The sequence below is a fragment of the Streptomyces sp. NBC_00078 genome (assembly GCF_026343335.1).
Lineage (GTDB): Bacteria > Actinomycetota > Actinomycetes > Streptomycetales > Streptomycetaceae > Streptomyces.
This window is the reverse complement of the sequence record NZ_JAPELX010000001.1, coordinates 6,337,801-6,350,944: the sequence shown is the minus strand read 5'-3', so window position 1 is coordinate 6,350,944 and position 13,144 is coordinate 6,337,801. Positions and strand designations below refer to the sequence as shown.

Below are 13,144 nucleotides of genomic sequence, written 5' to 3'. Positions count from 1 at the left end.
CGTCAGCGAGTGCCTAGTAGCACTCGTGAGTGCCCGTCGAGACGGACATCTTCAGCCCGCTGAGCTTGAAGGTTCCGGCAGTGGTGGCCCACGCCGTCTGCTTCACACTGCTCAGCGAGGCCGAGTCGGCCTGCTGCGCGAATCCGTACGGGTTCGCGGTGTCACCGCTGTGGATGCCGGGACCCTTGCTGGCGTCCTTGGCGGCCACACCGATGTCGATGTTCTTGAACGTCGCGTCGGCGCTCAGGTCATCGAGGTCGATGTACAGGTTGTCGGCCTCGACCGGCTGGCTGCCGCCACCGGCCTTCAGGATCAGGCTGACACTGCCGATCACCGGGATGTCCGGGGTCACGACCGACTGGCACAGGTTCTTGATGGTCGCCGACTTGAACGCCGAGACCGCGACCGGGTGCGCCGTCTTCTTGCCGTCGAGGGTGTACCCCGAGTCAATGGCTCCGTACTGCGAGAAGCCGGTGCCTTCCAGCTGGTCGGCCGTCACCTTGAACTGCTGGCCGGACACGCTGAACGACGCGGCGAGAGCGCCCTGCGCGAGGGCGACACCTATCGCGGCCGTAGCGGCGACGCTGGGCACCATGACCACAGCGAACCGCTTCCATCTGGTCCCGCCACGCACCTGGGACTCCATATTTCCTCCTTCTCGGACGTACATCTCCTGACCCTGACTGCCCCCAGTTGGCGGCTCAGTCGGGCAGGGATGGGAGAAGTGCTACGTCCTCGGGAAGGAGAGCGCCCGTTGCTCGGAGGCGCTGAAACCGCGCACCGATCACCGGCGATCACCCCCGAGCGACAACCACTGGTCGCGCCTGACACACATCACGCACAACCTTGCTGGACAGGCTCCGCCGGATTGTGGCGAAGACCCCCCTGCCCAAGGGCCGGCGTCAGTGACGCCGTCCCTGCTCGGTGGGGACCCAGGAAGCCCCGCGACCCAACCGGCTGCCGGGGTACGGGAATGGACCGAGCGTCGCCGATCGTGGTGCATTCTCGCCGCCCGCACAAGGGGCTTCGTTACTGGGTAGTAACGGCCGGATAACCGAACAACGACCCACAGGTCTCGGGCGGCGACGGAGGGTGCAGTCAGGGGTAGAGACAAAACCGTTGATCATTGGACAGAAACCGACAGATCAACGCCAGAAACTTACTTGCAGTAACAGCGGCCGCGTTTACCAAGATTTGGTAAAGCGCGGCCGCACTGACGTTCCGTCGGCAAATCTTTCACTCGGGCACCACATGCCCCGGCGTTTAACGACAGGTCAGAACCGGCCTGCCGCCCCGCTCAGAAGAGGGCCCGCGCGAGCGCCCGACGAGCCGCCGCCACTCGCGGATCATCCGCCCCGACGACCTCGAAAAGCTCCAGCAGCCGCAGACGTACCGTGTCCCGGTCGTCACCCGCTGTGCGCCGCACGGTCTCGATGAGCCGCCCGAAGGCGTCCTCCACATGACCGCCGACCAGGTCCAGGTCCGCCGCGAGGATCTGCGCCTGCACGTCGGCCGGCTTCTCGGCGGCGCCCTTGCGCACCTGCTGCGGGTCGAGCCCCTGCACGCGCTGGAGCAACTCGGCCTGGGCGAGACCCAGTTTGGCCTCCGGGTTGCCCGGATCGTCACCGAGCACGTTCCGGTAGGCCTGGACGGCACCGCTGAAGTCCCCTGAATCCAGGGCGCGTACGGCAGCTTCGAGCAGCGCGTCGTAGGGGCCGGCCGGCATCGCCTCGGCTTCCGCCTGGCCGCCGCCCGGCTCGGCGTCCGGGTCGACCGCCAGTCCGGTCAGACCGAACCGCTCCTCGGCGACCTGCACCAGCTGGTCGAGGGTCTGCCGGATCTGCTGTTCGCCTGCGGCCCCCTGGAAGAGGGGCAGCGCCTGCCCGGCGACGACGGCGAACACCGCCGGGATCCCCTGGATCCCGAACTGCTGCATCAGCATCTGGTTGGCGTCGACGTCGACCTTGGCAAGGAGGAAGCGCCCGGCGTACTCGACGGCGAGCCGCTCCAGGACGGGACTCAACTGCTTGCAGGGCTCGCACCACTCGGCCCAGAAGTCGATGACGACGGGCACCTCGGTGGACCGCTGCAGGACGTCGCGCTCGAATCCGGCCTCGTCGACGTCGATCACCAGATCGGCCGGGGAGACGGCTCCCGGGCCGCCGCCCTGCCGGGCGGCTTCGGCGCGGGCCTGCTCCGCCTTGGTCTTGGCCTCCTGGGCCGCCTTCACCGCGGCGAGGTCGACGACTCCGCTCATGGACATGTTCCGTGGCTGCATGCGCCTATCCTCCCCCGTCCGCGCGCGGTGTGTGAAAAGCCATGTGAAAGCCGGTCGTACTGCGCTGTGTTCGGCGCCGGGTCCCCACCCCACGCCACGCCAGTGGTTTCGCTACGAGTCGTAGCGTAATGGCACCGCGTGCCTCCCGTACACCACCCCCCGGTGATCTCCCTCACGGCCACACAGGAACCGCCGGTTTATGGTCAGTGGATGCAGAGCCGCACTCCCGCCCCACGCGCCTCGGGACGCCCGCGCAGCGCCGAGGCCGACGCCGCGATCCTCGCGGCCACCCGGGAGGCGCTGGTGGAGCTGGGCTGGTCGAAGCTCACCCTGGGAGACGTGGCGACGCGCGCCGGGGTCGCGAAGACGACCCTCTACCGCCGCTGGGCGGGCAAGAACGAGCTGGTGGTCGACGCGGTGGCCGAGCTCTTCGACGAACTCGTACTCCCCGACCGCGGCACCCTGGCCGCCGACATCGAGGGCGTCGTCCTGCAGTTCGCCGCGATCCTGGCCCGCCCGGACGCCAGGAGCGGCCTGATGGCGGTGGTCGCGGAGTCCATCCGCGACGAGGCGTTGCGGGAGCGGATCCGCGGCTCCATCGTCAACCGGCAGAAACGGCTGGTTCTGGAGGGCCGGGCGCGCGCCCAGATCCGCGGCGAGCTGCCCCCGGAGACCGATCCGGGGGAGGCGGCCCGCACGGTCGACCTGATCTTCGACATGGTGGCCGGGGCGGTGGTCCACCGCACGCTGGTGAGCGCGGAGCCGGCGGACGAGGAGTGGGCCCGCGGCTTCACCCGCGTACTGCTCCTGGGCCTGTCAGGGGCGTCACAGGCCCCCTAGCGCCGGCAGGCGACGTTCGCCCGTCAAGGAGCGGCGCCCGGTGCACGCTCTCGCCCTCGCCGGGTGCAGGCCCTCGCCCGAACCGAGTACAGGCCCCCGCCCGAGGCCGGGTGCGGGCCCCTCGTACGAGCCGGGTGCGGGCCCTCGTACGAGCCGGGTGCGGGCCTGTGACCGGTCCGAGGAGTGGGAGCACCTCGCACGGCCTTGAGGCAGTGGCGGCGCGTGCCCGGTGCCGCGACGGGGCGACGGGGCGACGGGGCGACGGGGCGACGGGGCGAGCGTTGTCTGTCGGTGCGTCAGAAGCCCGCCGGCTCGGTGTACACCCCCCACTCGTCCCGCAGTACCCCGCAGATCTCACCGAGGGTCGCCTCCGCGCGTACGGCGTCCAGCATCGGCTCGATCATGTTCGCTCCGTCGCGCGCGGTCGCGACCATGGCGCCGAGCGCGGCTCGCACCGCCCCCTCGTCCCGGGCGGCCCTGCGGGCACCCAGCACCCGCGCCTGCTCCCGCTCGACCTCGTGGCCGACCCGCAGGATCTCCAGGTTCCCGGTGACGGATCCGTGGTGGACGTTCACGCCCACGACCCTCTTCTCGCCCTTCTCCAGGGCCTGTTGGTACCGGAAGGCCGACTCGGCGATCTCGCCGGTGAACCAGCCGTCCTCGATCCCGCGCAGGATTCCGGAGGTGATCGGACCGATGGGGTGCCGGCCGTCCGGATGCGCCCGCAGCCCACGCTCCCTGATCCGCTCGAAGATCTTCTCCGCGTCCGCCTCGATCCGGTCCGTCAGCTGCTCGACGAACCACGAACCCCCCAGCGGATCGGCCACGCTCGCGACCCCGGTCTCCTCCATGAGCACCTGCTGGGTCCTCAGGGCGATCTCCGCGGCCTGCTCGCTCGGCAGCGCGAGCGTCTCGTCCAGGGCGTTGGTGTGCAGCGAGTTGGTGCCGCCGAGCACCGCCGCGAGCGCCTCCACTGCCGTACGTACGACGTTGTTGTACGGCTGCTGGGCGGTCAGGGAGACACCGGCGGTCTGCGTGTGGAAGCGCAGCCACTGCGCCTTCTCGGACCGGGCTCCGTAGACGTCCCGCATCCAGCGCGCCCAAATGCGGCGTGCCGCGCGGAACTTGGCGATCTCCTCGAAGAAGTCCACGTGCGCGTCGAAGAAGAAGGACAGCCCGGGCGCGAAGACGTCCACGTCAAGGCCGCGGCTGAGCCCCAGCTCCACGTACCCGAACCCGTCGGCCAGCGTGTAGGCCAGCTCCTGCGCGGCCGTCGCCCCGGCCTCGCGGATGTGGTAGCCGGACACGGACAGCGGTTTGTAGGCGGGGATCCGGGCGGCGCAGTACTCCATCAGGTCGCCGATGAGGCGCAGATGCGGCTCGGGCTGGAAGAGCCACTCCTTCTGGGCGATGTACTCCTTGAAGATGTCGGTCTGGAGCGTGCCGTTGAGCACCCGGGGATCGACACCCTGCCGCTCGGCGGCCACGAGGTACATGCAGAAGACGGGGACGGCCGGCCCGCTGATGGTCATGGAGGTGGTGACGTCACCCAGCGGGATGTCACGGAACAGCACCTCCATGTCGGCCGCCGAGTCGATGGCGACTCCGCAGTGCCCGACCTCGCCCCGGGAGTGCGGCTCGTCGGAGTCCCGTCCCATGAGGGTCGGCATGTCGAAGGCCACGGACAGTCCCCCGCCGCCGTTGGCGAGGATCGTCTTGTAGCGCTCGTTGGTCTGCTCGGCGTTCCCGAACCCGGCGAACTGGCGGATGGTCCACGTCCGCCCCCGGTATCCGGTCGGATACAGCCCGCGCGTGAAGGGGTACTCCCCCGGCCACCCGATCCGCTCGAAGCCCTCGTACACGTCCCCGGGCCGGGGCCCGTACACGGGCTCCACGGGATCCCCGGAGAGCGTGGTGCGCGTCCAGCTCCCCGGGCCCGGGGGCTTCGCGCCCGGACCCCCGGCGCCCTCACGCTTGCGCGAGGCGTCGTACCTGGCCTGCCAGCGACGGCGGCCCTCCTCGATGGCGTCAGCGTTCATACCACCGAATTTACTTGGACGCCCTAGTACATGTCGATGGAGAACCGCCGCACGCGTATTGCGTGCGGCGGCGGGGTTACGCCTTGGCGACCGCGGGAGACGGGTCGGCGGCCTTGGCCTCCAGCTCGTGGCTGATCTTCCGCTCGACGAAGAAGGCGGCCGTCGGGATCGTGCCCGCGAGCAGCACCCACAGCTGCTTGCCCACCGGCCACTTCGCCTTGGAGCCCAGGTCGAAGGCGAAAATCAGGTAGACCACGTAGAGCCAGCCGTGCGCGATGGCGACGACGCGGGTGAAGTCCGCGGCGCCGTCGACGTCCAGGCCGTACTTGGCGATCATGCTCAGGCACAGCAGGACCAGCAGCACACCGGTGACGTAGGCCATGACGCGGTAGCGGGTCAGCACGCTCTTCTTCATGGCGTCGAGCGTAACCGCCCGTTCCGGGAGATCTTGGGCGGGGTCAGTCCTCGTCGAAGTCGCTCGCCGCCACCCGCAGCGGCCGCAGCATCGCGAAGATCTCCCCGCACTCCTCGGCGTCGTAGGCACCGAGGCCGAAGTCCATCGCCATCAGGTCGCGGGTGGCCGCCTCGACGACCTCGCGGCCCTTGTCGGTGATGGAGGCGAGCGTGCCCCGCCCGTCGTTGGGGTTGGGGCGCTTGGCCACCAGGCCCGACTTCACCAGGCGGTCCACGGTGTTGGTCACCGACGTCGGATGCACCATGAGGCGCTCGCCGATCTTGGACATCGCCAGCTCGCCCGCCCTGGAGAAGGTGAGCAGCACCAGCGCCTCGTACCGCGCGAACGTGAGTCCGTACGGCTTCACCACCGCGTCGACCTCGGCGAGCAGGATCTGGTGCGCGCGCATGATCGAGGTGATGGCCGCCATCGACGGCACGTTCCCCCAGCGCTGCTTCCAGAGTTCGTCGGCGCGGGCGATCGGATCGAAGGGAAGACTGAGCGGCTTCGGCACGGCATCGACCTTACCGGCCGGTCACATGCTGGTCAGCCCCGTCTCGCCCTTCGGTCCGCCGTGGACGGGCGGCGGACGGCGCGCCGCGCCCAGCGCCCCGGCCTCTGGCATCGGCGGCCCGCAGGCCGGGCCCGCCGACCGCACCGCGGCGCCCTCGTAGGGCTCCCCCGGCCGCACTGCCGGGCAACGGCGCCCGCCGCACGCGACGGCCCCGCGGGGCGCCCCGGTTCCCGGCCGACTACTCGGCGAGATACCGCTCCACCGTCTCCACCTTGGCGGTGAGGCCGTCCTTCACTCCTGGGCGGATGTCCGCCTTGAGGACGAGGGACACGCGCGGCGCCCGAGCTTCGACCGCGGCGACGGCGCGCCTGACGACGTCCATGACCTCGTCCCACTCGCCCTCGATGCTCGTGAACATCGCGTCGGTGCGGTGGGGCAGACCCGACGCCCGGACGACGCGCACGGCGTCGGCGACGTACTCCCCCACCTCGTCGCCGACTCCCAGCGGCGTCACGGAGAAAGCGACGATCATGCGTTGACGATCCCTTCCTGGCGGGCGCGCGAGGCGATGGCTGCGTTGACGGCGTTCTCGGCTTCACGCTTGAGCCTGCGCTCGGCGAAGAAGCCGCCGGTGGGCAGGACGGAGAGGACGAAGTAGAAGGCCGCGGTCTTCAGGGGCCACTTGGTGCGGTTCCAGGCGTCGGCCCAGAAGATCACGTACAGGATGAACAGGACGCCGTGGACCATGCCCATCACCGGCACCGCGTTGAAGTCGCTGGTCCGCTTCAGCACGGAGCAGACCAGCAGCAGGAGGAAGGACACGGCCTCGGGGGCCGAGACGAGTCGGAGCCGGCGCAGGGCGGTGGCGGTCTTGAGGTCCACGGGTCACCTTCGGTGGGAGACGGTCGCTCTTTGTGAATGTAAGCACAAGCGTTCGTCCATTCTGACAAACCGTCCCTCTCAGGGTGCGGTCAGGGTCCCTCTCCACCTGTGAGCCCTGTTCGGCGCAGCCGCCCGCGGTTACCTTCGCAGCGTGGCGATGTTCCGACTTCAAGGCAGCAAGGTGCTCGCCGTCGACATGACCGGGGACGCCGTGAAGGCGAAGAACGGCTCGATGGTCGCGTACGACGGGCGGATGGCCTTCAAGAAGCTCAGCGGCGGCGGTGAGGGCATCCGGGGGATGGTGACCCGGCGGATCACCGGCGAGCAGATGACCGTGATGGAGGTGAAGGGGCACGGGACGTGCTGGTTCGCGGACCGCGCCTCCGAGATCAACCTCGTCAGTCTCCAGGGGGACAAGCTGTACGTGGAGTCGAGCAATCTGCTCGCGACCGACGCCGGCCTCAGGACCGGCACGACCTTCACCGGAATGCGCGGCGCCGCACAGGGCAACGGACTGTTCACGACGACCGTCGAGGGCCACGGCCAGGCGGCGGTCGTGTCGGACGGCCCGGCGGTGGTACTGCGGGTGAGCGCGCAGTACCCGCTGACCGTCGACCCCGGCGCCTACATCGCGCATCAGGGGAGACTGCGGCAGTCCTTCCAGTCCGGTGTGACCTTCCGCACGTTCCTCGGGGAGGGCGGCGGCGAGGCCTTCCAGATCCGCTTCGAGGGAGACGGGCTGGTGTACGTACAGCCGAGCGAGCGGAACACGATCGCGGGTGATGTGTGACATGACCATGCGCGAGATCAACTCCAAGATGGTCGAGACGACGGTCCTGCCCGGCCGGCGGTGGTACAGCCAGCGCGGCGCGATGCTCGCCTACAAGGGCGAGGTGTCCTTCACGCCCGACATCCAGGGCGGCCAGGGCGGGGTGATGTCGATGATCGGCCGCCGCGTCGCCAACGAGGCCACGCCGCTGATGAGTGTCGAGGGCAACGGCACCGTCCTGTTCGGGCACGGCGGCCACCACGTCCAGGTCATCCACCTCACCGGCGACACGCTGTACGTGGAGGCGGACCGCCTGCTCGCCTTCGAGGGCACGCTCCAGCAGGGCACGATGTTCATGGGCTCGCAGGGCGGCGTCATGGGCATGGTGCGGGGTCAGGTCACCGGCCAGGGGCTGTTCACGACCACTCTCAAGGGCCATGGTTCCGTCGCCGTGATGGCCCATGGCGGCGTCTTCGAGCTGCCGATCACCCCCCAGCGGCCCGTCCACGTCGACCCGCAGGCGTACGTCGCCCACCACGGCGACGTCCGCAACAAGCTGTCCACGGCGCTGGGCTGGCGCGAGATGGTGGGCCGCGGCTCCGGCGAGGCCTTCCAGCTGGAGCTCAGTGGCAGCGGCGCGGTCTACGTGCAGGCCTCGGAGGAGAAGCTTTGACTGCTCCACTCCCTGACGGGAGAGGATTCCTGGCTCACGCCGCTCGATCGCCCTGCGGACGATCGAGTCTTACGCGATCAGCACCAGCCGGGTTCAGACCAGCCCGGACCAACATCACGCGCGCGGAGTTCTTGTCCCTGGGGGATACGGCTCCGCACGCGGTGCAGGTGTAGGTACGTTCCGAAAGAGGAAGTGCGTGCTTGGTTCTCGCTCCGCACGTTGCGCAGTCCATGGTGGTGTGCGCCGGGTGCACCAGACGGACATCCCGTCTGTGCTTGCGACCCATCTCAATCAGGGCCTTCTTGGTGGCGCTGATGGCAGCATCGGCTGCCTTGCGCGCCATCGTGGTCCTGGCAAGGAACTTCGGTCGGAAGTCCTCGACCGCGATGACGTCGTGGTCGCGTACGACCTTTTTCGCCCACTTGCGGCCAGCATCCTCGCGCTGCCGGGCAATCTTCTTGCACGTCTTCGCGCGCAGCCTCTGCGCCTCGCGAGAACCCTTCGAGCCGGGCTGCCCCGGCTTCGGCTTGCGGCGAGCCATCATCCGGTCGTAGCGCGTCAGCTTCTTCGCTGCTCTCTTGCCGTGTTCGGCGTGAGGCAGATCGTGGGTATCGCTGGTCGTCGTTGCGGTTTCCTTCACACCCCAGTCGATCCCGATCACCGCGCCGGTCTCGGGAAGCGTCCGGACTTCGGCGGGGACGACGAACGAGGCGTACCAGTGGCCGAGGCTGTCGCTGTACACCCGCACACTGGACGGTTTGGCCGGGAGGTCTCGCGACCACACCACGGTCAACTCGATGCCGCCCGCAAGATGCAGGCGGCCGGCCTTGAGGCTGAAGCCACGCCGCGTGTAGTTGAGGGTGGGGTCGGCCTCGTGCTTCTTCTTGTATTTCGGCAGCCCGGCTCGCTGCCTGATGGGCAACCGGTCCTTGATGTCCTTGAGCACCTTGGCCCGGGACTTGCCAAAGTCCCGGATGAGTTGCTGTTGCGGAACAGAGGAGCCCTCAGCAAGCCATGGAGTGCTGGCGCGCGCCTCGGTGAGCATCTTGTCCAACCGGGCCGGGCCGCACTTCTCTCCGCCACGGTGCGCCTTCTTCGAGCGGGCGACGCACTCGTTCCAGATCCAGCGGCACCGACTCCATTCCGCGAGCAGCGCCGTACGGGCGGCCGACGGCACACGGAGCCGATAGGCGTACCGGGCATGTCCAGCACTCCAAGCCATATCCGGTGTCGTCATGACACCACTTTACCACTACGCTGGAAGGCATGGATGATGAAGTACGCATCACACTCAGACTCCCTGCCGACCTCCATGCATGGCTGGCGACCCAGGCCAAGTCCGCCCGCAGGTCTCTCAACTCCGAAATCGTGTACCGCCTGGAGGCTGGGCGGGACCTCGCCCCATCGGACACCGAATGACTCGACCGCGATCCAGCTCCCCCGACCTCGCCGCACGGGAGACCGAATGCCGCTCCGCTTCGAACGTTGGGCCCAGGAGGCAAGGTGAACACTTACGGAGCCGCCGACGGCCCCACGGTCTACGAACCCATGACCCTGCCGGTCGACGACAACGTGAACAAGTACACCTTCTGCGTCGAGCTCAAGGGGAGCCGGTGGTTCCTGCAGAAGGGGAAGATGATCGCCTACTACGGCTCGATGGAGTTCAACGGCATCGGACACGGCCGACTCGACCGACTTGTCCGTACGTCCTTTCATTCGCCACTGCACGCGAGCGACTGGGTCGTGGCGGAGGGCTCGGGCAAGATGCTCCTCGCCGACCGGGCCTTCGACGTGAATTCGTACGACCTTGAAGACGGCAACCTGACCATTCGCTCGGGCAACCTGCTCGCTTTTCAGCCAAGTCTCGCTCTCAAGCAATCAATCGTGCCGGGTTTTCTGACCCTGATCGGAACCGGAAAGTTCGTGGCTGCATCTAACGGTCCGGTGGTGTTCATCGAACCGCCGATCCGGGTGGACCCGCAGGCACTCGTCGGCTGGGCCGACTGCCCCTCGCCGTGCCACCACTACGACCACGGCTACCTGACGGGCGTCATGGGGGGTCTACGTGCGATGACGGGCCTCGGCGGGGCCTCCGGGGAGGAGCACCAGTTCGAGTTCATCGGGGCCGGCACGGTCCTGCTCCAGTCGTCGGAGACCCCTATGGCCGAGCAGGCCGTCGGAGCGGTTCCCCAGCAGGCCGGCGTACCCGGTGGCGGCGGGGCGCACACAGGCCCTTCACAGCAAGCCGGCGCACCGCGCCTTCCCGGACAGCTGGGGGACCTCCAACGTCGCTTCGGGCTGTGAGCGGTAGTCTGCGGAGTGTGACGTCGAACGTGTGCACGCCACCGTCACACCACCCTCACTAGTTCGCCTTTCAACATTTTAGGTAGACTTGATTCATGGAGACCGAGACGGCCACCCGCTGGCTGACCGATGCGGAGCAGTGCGCCTGGCGCACCCACCTGGAGGTCAACAGGCTGTTGACGTACCAGCTCGAGAGGGACCTGCAGCCGTTCGGCCTGACGATGAACGACTACGAGATCCTGGTGAACCTCTCCGAGTCGGAGGACGTACGGATGCGCATGAGCGATCTCGCATCCGCCACCCTCCAGTCCAAGAGCCGCCTCTCCCACCAGATCACCCGGATGGAGAACGCGAACCTGGTCCGCCGTGAGAACTGCGAGTCCGACCGCCGCGGGCTCTACGCGGTCCTCACCGAGCACGGCCTGGATACGATGCAGAAGGTCGCGCCGCACCATGTGGGGTCCGTGCGCCGGCACTTCATCGATCTGCTGTCCCCCGAGGCCATGGCGGAACTCGACAAGGCCCTGAAGCCCATCGCGCAACACCTCCGCGGGCAGCGGGGGCGTCGGCCCTAGGGTCCGCCCGCCAGGACTCACCGGGCCGTGCGGCACCTGGGACTCCCGGGGGCCGCACGGCCCGCTCTCCGCCCGCCACGCGACGCCGTCATGCGGCGGCGCCGGCCCGCCCGCCGCACGTCAGCCGATCGCACCAACGCCGGCTGCCGGACCTGGAACGGCCGGCGGACAGCCGGGGGCGCGTGTGCGCCAACGCCCGGATGCGACGGCGGCCGGCGCCCCCGCGCAGCCGGCATGCCTCGTGTGCGACGGTGGCCAGCCTTTGGCCGGCGCCGCTGTGCCACACCGGCTGTCCACCACACCCGCCGAGATCCGTACCGCCCTGCCTGCGGACGCGTCCAGTACCGCCGTGCGGCCTCGTGCACGGCCCGACGGCGTCGCCTCGGGCAACACGCGGGAGCCTGCGGGCACGTCAGGCTGCTCCGGCCCGGCCCGGTCCGGCGACCGTCACCGTCGTCAGCGCCGTCACCGTCGTCAGCAGTACGACGCCGCCTGTCGTCGCGAAACACCAGCCCGTCGGCAAGGTCCCGGCCAGCACGCCGGCCGCTGAGGTTCCGGCCGTGCCGCCCGCGTTGACGGCCGTGTTGACCCAGGCGCCGGCGCGGACGCGGGTGTCCGGTGCGGCGGACTCGTCGGCGATGAGGTAGGCCGTGGTGATCGCCGGCGAGACGAAGAACCCGGCGACCGTGGCGGCCAGGGCGAGCGTGACGAGGTCCGGAACCAGGGCGGCGCCCAGGAGCGCGAGTCCCAGCCCGGCGGTCAGCAGGGGCAGCCGCCTCCCGGCCGGGGCCCGCCAGGTCACCGCCCCGTTGAGCAGTCCGCCGACGGCGCTTCCGGCGGACAGGGCGGCCAGTACCCAGGCCACGCTGTCACCGCCGTACCCGTGCCCTCCGGTGAACGCGACGACCAGCAGATCGACCGCGCCGAGCGCGAACCCGACGGCCGCGGCGGCGGTCACGGGCCGGCGCAGCCCGAACAGCACCGGCCGCCCGTCGGACCGGTGCCGCGCCGGCCCGTTCTGTGACCGCATGACGCGTACCGCCGGCGACGACACGAACCCGCCGGTCCCGACGACGACCAGCGCCGTGCCGAGGACGATCCCGGCCGTCGGCGGAGCGAAGCCCACGAGGACGCCGACCAGCAACGGCCCCGAGACGAAGAGCAGTTCCTCGGCGACGCCGTCGAGGCCGTAGGCACGCTGCAACAGATCACGGTCCGGGGCCAGTCGGCCCCAGACGGCGCGCATGGTCGGGCCCAGCGGCGGAGTGCAGGCGCCCGCCGCCGCGGTCACCGCCCCGAGAGCCGGCGGCGAGGCGGCGCCCGGACGCCCGAGGAGCACCGTCAGCAGCCCGAGCAGAGCGGCGTAGGCGACAACCATCGGGACGAGCGCGCGGCGCGGGCCGTGCCGGTCGGTCAGGGCCGCCCTCGCGGGCGACAGGAAGACGCTGGTGCCGCCGAACAGCGCCATGACGGTGCCCGCCACCGCGTAGGACCCGGTGGCCCGGGTCACGGCGAGCATCACGGACAGCGGGACGACGCCGTAGGACAGCCTGCCGAGCAGGGCGGCGGCGAAGGTGCGGCGGGCATGCGGGATACGGAGGACGGCGGCGTACGACGGCCGTCCGGCCGGTATGGAAGACACGGGAGTTCCTCGACTCAGAGGCGGGACAGGGGACGCCTGATCGCCGCGCCGGGTGTGCGGCCGGTCGCCGCTCACCGTGCGCGGGCCCGTGCGTGCCCTATGCCAGGAGGAGGTACATGTGCGCCAACGTAGCAGCGGGGGTGGGGAGTTGGCGACGGGCCCGCGGGAAGGCCC

17 protein-coding genes are annotated in these 13,144 nt (G+C 69.6%); 7 read left to right on the top strand and 10 right to left on the bottom strand.

Going from position 1 to position 13,144, the window contains the following annotated elements; all coding sequences use genetic code 11:
* Positions 1-13: 13 nt before the first annotated feature.
* Both OOK07_RS30065 and OOK07_RS30060 read right to left on the bottom strand, forming a co-directional pair.
* Positions 14-646 carry a DUF6230 family protein gene (locus OOK07_RS30065; protein ID WP_266684889.1) on the bottom strand — a complete coding sequence of 211 codons (633 nt, stop codon included), beginning with the start codon at positions 644-646 and terminating at the stop codon, positions 14-16.
* 651 nt (positions 647-1,297) lie between these two features.
* Positions 1,298-2,278, bottom strand: coding sequence for a tetratricopeptide repeat protein (locus OOK07_RS30060; protein WP_266799572.1), 981 nt, complete (start codon positions 2,276-2,278; stop codon positions 1,298-1,300).
* Positions 2,279-2,488: 210 nt separating this feature from the next.
* Here OOK07_RS30060 and OOK07_RS30055 point away from each other — a divergent pair, with 210 nt between their 5' ends.
* Positions 2,489-3,118, top strand: a complete 630-nt coding sequence (locus tag OOK07_RS30055; RefSeq protein ID WP_266799570.1) for a TetR/AcrR family transcriptional regulator — start codon at positions 2,489-2,491, stop codon at positions 3,116-3,118.
* A 296-nt stretch (positions 3,119-3,414) separates the two neighbouring features.
* On the opposite strand, the gene icmA is transcribed toward OOK07_RS30055, so the two are convergent.
* The 3 genes from icmA to OOK07_RS30040 all read right to left on the bottom strand — a co-directional run bounded on the left by icmA (position 3,415) and on the right by OOK07_RS30040 (position 6,125).
* Complete coding sequence (gene icmA / locus OOK07_RS30050; RefSeq protein WP_266684884.1) at positions 3,415-5,157, bottom strand: coenzyme B12-dependent isobutyryl-CoA mutase large subunit; 1,743 nt, start codon at positions 5,155-5,157, stop codon at positions 3,415-3,417.
* Positions 5,158-5,233: 76 nt separating this feature from the next.
* On the bottom strand, positions 5,234-5,572 hold the full coding sequence (locus OOK07_RS30045) for a DUF3817 domain-containing protein (RefSeq protein WP_266521676.1): 339 nt from the start codon (positions 5,570-5,572) through the stop codon (positions 5,234-5,236).
* 43 nt (positions 5,573-5,615) lie between these two features.
* Complete coding sequence (locus OOK07_RS30040) at positions 5,616-6,125, bottom strand: MarR family winged helix-turn-helix transcriptional regulator (protein WP_266799569.1); 510 nt, start codon at positions 6,123-6,125, stop codon at positions 5,616-5,618.
* Positions 6,126-6,150: 25 nt separating this feature from the next.
* On the opposite strand from OOK07_RS30040, the gene OOK07_RS30035 reads away from it, so the two are divergent.
* Positions 6,151-6,285 carry a hypothetical protein gene (locus OOK07_RS30035; protein ID WP_266799567.1) on the top strand — a complete coding sequence of 45 codons (135 nt, stop codon included), beginning with the start codon at positions 6,151-6,153 and terminating at the stop codon, positions 6,283-6,285.
* A gap of 78 nt (positions 6,286-6,363) precedes the next feature.
* Here OOK07_RS30035 and OOK07_RS30030 read toward each other — a convergent pair whose 3' ends face one another.
* Together OOK07_RS30030 and OOK07_RS30025 are read right to left on the bottom strand one after the other, a co-directional pair.
* Positions 6,364-6,657, bottom strand: coding sequence for an MTH1187 family thiamine-binding protein (locus tag OOK07_RS30030; protein ID WP_266684880.1), 294 nt, complete (start codon positions 6,655-6,657; stop codon positions 6,364-6,366).
* Positions 6,654-7,007, bottom strand: a complete 354-nt coding sequence (locus tag OOK07_RS30025) for a DUF3817 domain-containing protein (RefSeq protein WP_266684879.1) — start codon at positions 7,005-7,007, stop codon at positions 6,654-6,656. Before OOK07_RS30025 ends, OOK07_RS30030 begins: the two co-directional genes overlap by 4 nt.
* Positions 7,008-7,164: 157 nt before the next feature.
* On the opposite strand from OOK07_RS30025, the gene OOK07_RS30020 reads away from it, so the two are divergent.
* Entirely contained in the window at positions 7,165-7,797 is a 633-nt protein-coding gene (locus OOK07_RS30020) for an AIM24 family protein (RefSeq protein WP_266802074.1), read from the top strand.
* Between the two features lies 1 nt (position 7,798).
* Positions 7,799-8,449, top strand: a complete 651-nt coding sequence (locus OOK07_RS30015) for an AIM24 family protein (RefSeq protein WP_266799564.1) — start codon at positions 7,799-7,801, stop codon at positions 8,447-8,449.
* Between the two features lie 34 nt (positions 8,450-8,483).
* On the opposite strand, the gene OOK07_RS30010 is transcribed toward OOK07_RS30015, so the two are convergent.
* Positions 8,484-9,686: an RNA-guided endonuclease InsQ/TnpB family protein gene (locus OOK07_RS30010; protein ID WP_266799562.1), complete on the bottom strand. Its 1,203-nt coding sequence runs from the start codon at positions 9,684-9,686 to the stop codon at positions 8,484-8,486.
* 29 nt (positions 9,687-9,715) lie between these two features.
* Between OOK07_RS30010 and OOK07_RS30005 the strand changes: the two genes are divergently transcribed.
* From OOK07_RS30005 to OOK07_RS29995, 3 genes are all read left to right on the top strand, one after another.
* A complete protein-coding gene (locus OOK07_RS30005; RefSeq protein WP_266684875.1) occupies positions 9,716-9,868 on the top strand; it encodes an Arc family DNA-binding protein in 153 nt (50 codons plus the stop codon).
* Between the two features lie 129 nt (positions 9,869-9,997).
* The gene (locus OOK07_RS30000) at positions 9,998-10,753 is read left to right on the top strand and encodes an AIM24 family protein (RefSeq protein WP_406313381.1); all 756 of its coding nucleotides are present in this window, start codon (positions 9,998-10,000) and stop codon (positions 10,751-10,753) included.
* 95 nt (positions 10,754-10,848) lie between these two features.
* Positions 10,849-11,328, top strand: coding sequence for a MarR family winged helix-turn-helix transcriptional regulator (locus OOK07_RS29995; RefSeq protein WP_266799559.1), 480 nt, complete (start codon positions 10,849-10,851; stop codon positions 11,326-11,328).
* An 88-nt stretch (positions 11,329-11,416) separates the two neighbouring features.
* On the opposite strand, the gene OOK07_RS43510 is transcribed toward OOK07_RS29995, so the two are convergent.
* Entirely contained in the window at positions 11,417-11,614 is a 198-nt protein-coding gene (locus OOK07_RS43510) for a hypothetical protein (RefSeq protein WP_353962328.1), read from the bottom strand.
* Between the two features lie 126 nt (positions 11,615-11,740).
* A complete protein-coding gene (locus OOK07_RS29990; protein WP_266799558.1) occupies positions 11,741-12,970 on the bottom strand; it encodes an MFS transporter in 1,230 nt (409 codons plus the stop codon).
* Positions 12,971-13,144 lie beyond the last annotated feature (174 nt).

Excerpts from the sequence above, each read along its gene's own strand:
- OOK07_RS30000 (WP_406313381.1), top strand. The coding sequence starts at position 9,998 with ATGACCCTGCCGGTCGACGACAACGTGAACAAGTACACCTTCTGCGTC.
- OOK07_RS29995 (WP_266799559.1), top strand. The coding sequence starts at position 10,849 with ATGGAGACCGAGACGGCCACCCGCTGGCTGACCGATGCGGAGCAGTGC.
- OOK07_RS30010 (WP_266799562.1), bottom strand. The coding sequence starts at position 9,686 with ATGACGACACCGGATATGGCTTGGAGTGCTGGACATGCCCGGTACGCC.
- OOK07_RS30055 (WP_266799570.1), top strand. The coding sequence starts at position 2,489 with ATGCAGAGCCGCACTCCCGCCCCACGCGCCTCGGGACGCCCGCGCAGC.
- OOK07_RS30030 (WP_266684880.1), bottom strand. The coding sequence starts at position 6,657 with ATGATCGTCGCTTTCTCCGTGACGCCGCTGGGAGTCGGCGACGAGGTG.
- OOK07_RS30065 (WP_266684889.1), bottom strand. The coding sequence starts at position 646 with ATGGAGTCCCAGGTGCGTGGCGGGACCAGATGGAAGCGGTTCGCTGTG.
- OOK07_RS30045 (WP_266521676.1), bottom strand. The coding sequence starts at position 5,572 with ATGAAGAAGAGCGTGCTGACCCGCTACCGCGTCATGGCCTACGTCACC.
- OOK07_RS30005 (WP_266684875.1), top strand. The coding sequence starts at position 9,716 with ATGGATGATGAAGTACGCATCACACTCAGACTCCCTGCCGACCTCCAT.
- icmA (WP_266684884.1), bottom strand. The coding sequence starts at position 5,157 with ATGAACGCTGACGCCATCGAGGAGGGCCGCCGTCGCTGGCAGGCCAGG.
- OOK07_RS30020 (WP_266802074.1), top strand. The coding sequence starts at position 7,165 with ATGTTCCGACTTCAAGGCAGCAAGGTGCTCGCCGTCGACATGACCGGG.
- OOK07_RS30035 (WP_266799567.1), top strand. The coding sequence starts at position 6,151 with ATGCTGGTCAGCCCCGTCTCGCCCTTCGGTCCGCCGTGGACGGGCGGC.
- OOK07_RS30060 (WP_266799572.1), bottom strand. The coding sequence starts at position 2,278 with ATGCAGCCACGGAACATGTCCATGAGCGGAGTCGTCGACCTCGCCGCG.
- OOK07_RS30015 (WP_266799564.1), top strand. The coding sequence starts at position 7,799 with ATGACCATGCGCGAGATCAACTCCAAGATGGTCGAGACGACGGTCCTG.